The organism is Conyzicola sp., assembly GCF_046714715.1.
GTDB lineage: Bacteria > Actinomycetota > Actinomycetes > Actinomycetales > Microbacteriaceae > Conyzicola.
Genome location: NZ_JBKKAD010000046.1, coordinates 1 through 4,697, shown reverse-complemented (window position 1 = coordinate 4,697; position 4,697 = coordinate 1). Strand labels below are relative to the sequence as shown.

At 67.8% G+C, this 4,697-nt stretch carries 5 protein-coding genes; 3 read left to right on the top strand and 2 right to left on the bottom strand.

Annotated features, from left to right (window positions below; all coding sequences use genetic code 11):
* Positions 1-242 precede the first annotated feature (242 nt).
* Positions 243-653, bottom strand: coding sequence for a RidA family protein (locus ACLQ6X_RS03700; RefSeq protein ID WP_411698823.1), 411 nt, complete (start codon positions 651-653; stop codon positions 243-245).
* Positions 654-729: 76 nt separating this feature from the next.
* On the opposite strand from ACLQ6X_RS03700, the gene ACLQ6X_RS03695 reads away from it, so the two are divergent.
* Together ACLQ6X_RS03695 and ACLQ6X_RS03690 are read left to right on the top strand one after the other, a co-directional pair.
* Positions 730-1,149, top strand: a complete 420-nt coding sequence (locus ACLQ6X_RS03695) for a winged helix-turn-helix transcriptional regulator (protein WP_411698822.1) — start codon at positions 730-732, stop codon at positions 1,147-1,149.
* On the top strand, positions 1,149-3,125 hold the full coding sequence (locus ACLQ6X_RS03690; protein WP_411698821.1) for a cytochrome c oxidase assembly protein: 1,977 nt from the start codon (positions 1,149-1,151) through the stop codon (positions 3,123-3,125). Before ACLQ6X_RS03695 ends, ACLQ6X_RS03690 begins: the two co-directional genes overlap by 1 nt.
* Here ACLQ6X_RS03690 and ACLQ6X_RS03685 read toward each other — a convergent pair.
* Positions 3,106-4,095 (bottom strand): hypothetical protein, encoded by a 990-nt coding sequence (locus ACLQ6X_RS03685; protein WP_411698820.1) that lies wholly within the window; start codon positions 4,093-4,095, stop codon positions 3,106-3,108. The two genes, ACLQ6X_RS03690 and ACLQ6X_RS03685, sit on opposite strands and share 20 nt — an antisense overlap.
* Positions 4,096-4,163: 68 nt before the next feature.
* Here ACLQ6X_RS03685 and ACLQ6X_RS03680 point away from each other — a divergent pair.
* On the top strand, positions 4,164-4,697 hold a 534-nt coding region (locus ACLQ6X_RS03680), incomplete at its 3' end, for an AAA family ATPase (protein ID WP_411698819.1).

Here is a 4,697-nt window from a genome sequence, read left to right as displayed (position 1 = left end):
GTCAGCGTCGCGATCGTCTACCAGATCCGTGTTGTGGACAAGGGTTGGGTGCCCGGGGCCAAGCGTGACGTCTGGATCGCGGCGGAGAAGGCGGCCGAGAAGGCCGTGCTCGACGCGGAGAAGGCGCAGCGCAAGGCGGACAAGGAAGCGGCGGCCGAGGCCGTCTAGGTTCGTTTGTTTGGCCAGAGGGCGGCTCCGCGATGCGGGGTCGCCCTCCGGCGTGCGGGGCATCCGCGGGGCAGCTAGTCGAGCACGGCGTAGGCCTCGAGCTCGACGAGCACGTCGGGTTCGAAGAGGAAGTCGACGCCGATGACCGACACCGGGGGAAGCGGCTGCGGCAGGCCGAGCTCCTCGGCCACGAGCTCGATCCCGGCCATGAAGTCGCCGAACTTCTCGGGGGCAGACTGGGTCATGAAGAAGCGCAGTCGCACGACGTCGGCGAAGGTGGCGCCGGCCCCGGCGAGACCGATCGCGGTGTTCCGCAGCACCTGGGCCACCTGTCCGGCGAGGTCGCCGGTCGCGATGTGCCGCGCGTCGCCGTCGCGGGAGATCTGGCCCGCCACGTGCACGTGGCGGGTGCCGGTGCCTACGGCCACGTGGTTGTAGGGAACGGGCTGGTACATGTTGTCGGGGGAGAAGGTCTGAACGCTCACGGGATGATCCTTTGGTCGGGGGTGGTATCTCCTGTCTACTTGGTGCACGAAGGGAACTTCAACGAGACTAGGTGTTATGAATGACACCAGCCATCCCGACGCCGAGCTGCTCCAAGTCGATGCACCACACCGCGAGCTGCTCGACCAGGTGCTCGACAAGTGGTCGTTGCAGGTTCTCGACCAGCTGTGCGGCCGACCGCAACGGTTCAACGAGTTGCGGCGGGCCATCCCGGTCGTCGGGCAGAAGTCGCTGACCGTGACCCTGCGCCGCCTCGAACGCAACGGCATGATCGAACGGGTCGTGCTGCAGACGCGGCCGGTGGCCGTGGAGTACCGGGTCGCCCCGGTCGGGAACACGCTCAATCAGCTCATCGACGCGCTTCTGCGGTGGACGACCGAGAATCTGCCCGAGGTGGAGCGCGCGCGCGAACGGTTCGACACGGAGACCGGAGCATCCGACGGTGGCATTCAGGATGACGCGGATAAACTGGCGTGATGCCACGAATCGTTCGGATAGTGGGGCCTGCGGTCCTTCTCCTCGTGGCACTCGCTTCGGCGATCGCGGCGTTGCAGTTCGGCGGCGGAGTGGCGCCCGAACCCATCGCCGATCCGGGGCCCGTCGTGCGCCTCGGACTGCCGCTCGGCAAACTGATCGTCAACCTCGGGGCCGCCGGCACGATCGGCGCGCTGATGCTCGCCAGTTTCGGCATGAGCCGCGATAAGCCGGAATTCTCGTTGGCGCTCGATATCGCCGCCGCGTCCGCCGCCGTGTGGGCCGTGGCATCCGCGGCAACCGGCTTCTTCGCGTTCATGACGATCTACCTGCAGCCGCTGTCGATCGACGACCGGTTCGGCGAGCTGCTCGCGCAGTTCCTCACCCAGCAGGAACTCGGCCAGTCGTGGCTGTACACGACGCTGATCGCGGCCGCCCTCACGGTGCTCTGCTTCGCGGTGCGCAACCACACGCTCGTGCTGGTGATGGCCGTCGGCTCGGTTCTGGGACTCATCCCGATGGCGTTGCAGGGTCACGCCGGCGGCACCGCGAGCCACGACGCCGCCACGAGCGCGATCTGGCTGCACATCGTATTCGCGGCGATCTGGCTGGGCGGCCTGCTCACCCTCGTGCTCAGCTCCCGCACTCTCGACACCGGGCGGCTCGTGCCGTTGCTGGCCCGCTACTCGACCCTCGCCCTGATCAGCTTCGTGGTCGTCGCGGCGTCGGGGTACGTCAGCGCCGAGATCCGGGTGGGAACGCTCGACAACCTGTTGACGCCGTACGGCATCCTCGTGCTGGTCAAGGTCGCTGCGCTCGGCGTGCTCGGCGTCTTCGGCGTCATGCAACGCCGCTATCTGGTCGGCCGCATTGCCAGCACGGGCGAACGCAAATTCTTCTGGTGGCTCGTCACCGCCGAGATCGCGTTTATGGGACTCGCTTCGGGGGTCGCCGCCGCCCTCGCCCGCACGGCCACCCCGCAGCTCGAGGTGACCGCGTCTGCCACCACCGGCGCGACGCCGGCCGAGATCCTCACCGGCGCGCCCCTCCCTCCGCCGTTCTCGTTCACCAACCTGTTCACCATCTGGAGCTTCGACCTGCTCTGGGGCCTGTTCTGCGCCTTCGCCGTGTTCTTCTACCTCGCCGGCGTCTGGCGGCTCAAGAAGCGCGGCGACTCCTGGCCCGCCCTGCGCACCGTGCTCTGGGTGGCCGGCATGGCCCTGCTGTTCTACATCACAAACGGCGGCGTGAACGAGTACGAGAAGTACCTCTTCAGCGCGCACATGCTCGCCCACATGACCCTCGGCATGATGGTTCCCGTGCTGCTCGTGCCCGGCGCGCCCATCACCCTGGCGCTGCGCACCATCCGCAAGCGCGACGACGGCAGCCGCGGGCCCCGCGAGTGGATCATGCTCGCCACCCACTCCGCCTACTTCGGCTTCCTCTCGCGGCCGCTCGTCGCGGCCGGCATCTTCGTGGCCTCGCTCTGGGTGTTCTACTACTCGCCGCTGTTCCGCTGGGCGACGACCGACCACCTCGGCCACCAGTGGATGATCATCCACTTCCTGCTCAGCGGCTATCTGTTCGTGCAGTCGCTCATCGGCGTCGACCCGTCGCCGCACAAGGCGCCGTATCCGCTGCGCCTGCTCGTGCTGCTCGCGACGATGGCGTTCCACGCATTCTTCGGCCTCTCACTGATGACCGGAACCGGACTGCTGCTCGCCGACTGGTACGGCGCCATGGGCTGGGGCATCGACGCGCTCGCCGACCAGCAGGCCGGTGGCGGCATCGCGTGGAGCGTGGGCGAGATCCCGACGGTGGCGCTCGCCATCGCCGTGGCGATCATGTGGTCGCGCAGCGACGAGCGCGACTCGAAACGGTACGACCGCAAGGCCGAGCGCGACGGCGACGCCGAACTCGAGGCCTACAACGACATGCTCGCGGCGCGGTCGTCCACTGCTACTCGTACACGGCCGTAATCAGCAGCTTGTTGCCGGGCTCGAACGTGAGCGCGTACTGCACGTCGAACGGCACGTCCTCGTCGAACGTGGTCACCCGCCCGTCGAAGAGCGACCGCACGTCGACCACGAGGTGCGCCATCGCAGGCGTCTTCGGAACCGCCCAGGTGCCCGACGGTGAGCCGGGAACGATGGTCACGAGCGGGTCGGAGACCATCGTCCACACGGGGGTGCCGACGACCCGGTTCGAGAGCTGCTGGCCGAACGGGCAGCCGGTGGGCATCAGCACCTCCTGAGTGGTGCAGGCGCCGAGATACTCCGAGACGTGCTTCTGCACCTCGGCGACGAACTCCTCGTTGGCCTGAACGTCCACCGTGACATCCGAGATCTCGCCGACCTGCGTGACCGCCGCCGTCACGCTCTGCGACGCGAGGTAGGTCGACTCGTGCTGCAGGACGTAGAGCCCGGGCGCGAAAACCTGGAAGGTCGCCGGGGCGTCGGGCTCCGCGGTCGAGGTGACGTCGAGGCCGTTCACGCGGAAGTCCTGGTCGTGCAGAACGGTGACGGACATCGAGTTGATGGGGCTCGTCACGAAACGCCAGCTGGGAAACAGGCCGAATCGGATGCCGTCGGGGGCCACCACGAATTCACTCGTGCCGGTGCTCGACTGGGAGCCGTCCGGTGCGGAGACGGTGTACTCGACGACGACGGTATGCCGCCCCTCGGCGCCCTCGGTGTCGCTGACCGTGCGAACGTCGGTGAGGTCGCCCATCGCATCGGCGGCCAGCAGCTCGGCGGCCGTGTCGTTGCCGGTGCTCACGCCCGGCAGCGCGAGGGCCGCGGCGGGGTCGTGCCGCTCGAGGGCGTCGAGGTAGCGGCCGACGAAGCCGTGCGCGCTGTACAGGTCGGCGTTGAGGGCGACGACCGACATGCCGAAGCCGGCTACGAGCAGGGCCATCACGGCCGACCAGGTGAGTACGGTGCGGCGCATGGTCACATCCTAACTTTCGCTGTGCACAGTCACCTGAGGCGCCCGCACCGAGCGGGTAGATTGGGGGAGTGAACGCGCCCTCGTTGTCCCCCGAGCAGGCGGCCGTGTTCGCCGCGATCGAGACGACGCAGGAGAACATCTTCGTCACCGGCCGGGCGGGCACCGGAAAATCGACACTGCTCAACCACCTGTCGTGGAATACCTCGAAGCAGGTGGTGATCTGCGCGCCCACCGGCGTCGCGGCGCTCAACGTGGGCGGTCAGACCATCCACTCGCTGTTCCGGCTGCCGATCGGCGTGATCGCCGACCACGAGATCGAGCACACCGCCGAGGTGCGCAAGCTGCTGAACACCATCGACACCCTCGTGATCGACGAGGTGTCGATGGTCAACGCCGACCTCATCGACGCCATCGATCGCAGCCTGCGACAGGCCAGGCAGAAGCCGGACGCGCCGTTTGGCGGCGTGCAACTGGTGCTGTTTGGTGACCCGTACCAGCTGGCACCCGTTCCGGGCGACGCGGAGGAGCGGGCCTACTTTGCCGACACCTACCGCTCGATGTGGTTCTTCGATGCCAAGGTGTGGCTGGAAACAGATCTGCGC

Bases quoted from the DNA above. Each gene is read 5' to 3' on its own strand.
- ACLQ6X_RS03695 (WP_411698822.1), top strand. From the start codon at position 730: ATGAATGACACCAGCCATCCCGACGCCGAGCTGCTCCAAGTCGATGCA.
- ACLQ6X_RS03690 (WP_411698821.1), top strand. From the start codon at position 1,149: ATGCCACGAATCGTTCGGATAGTGGGGCCTGCGGTCCTTCTCCTCGTG.
- ACLQ6X_RS03685 (WP_411698820.1), bottom strand. From the start codon at position 4,095: ATGCGCCGCACCGTACTCACCTGGTCGGCCGTGATGGCCCTGCTCGTA.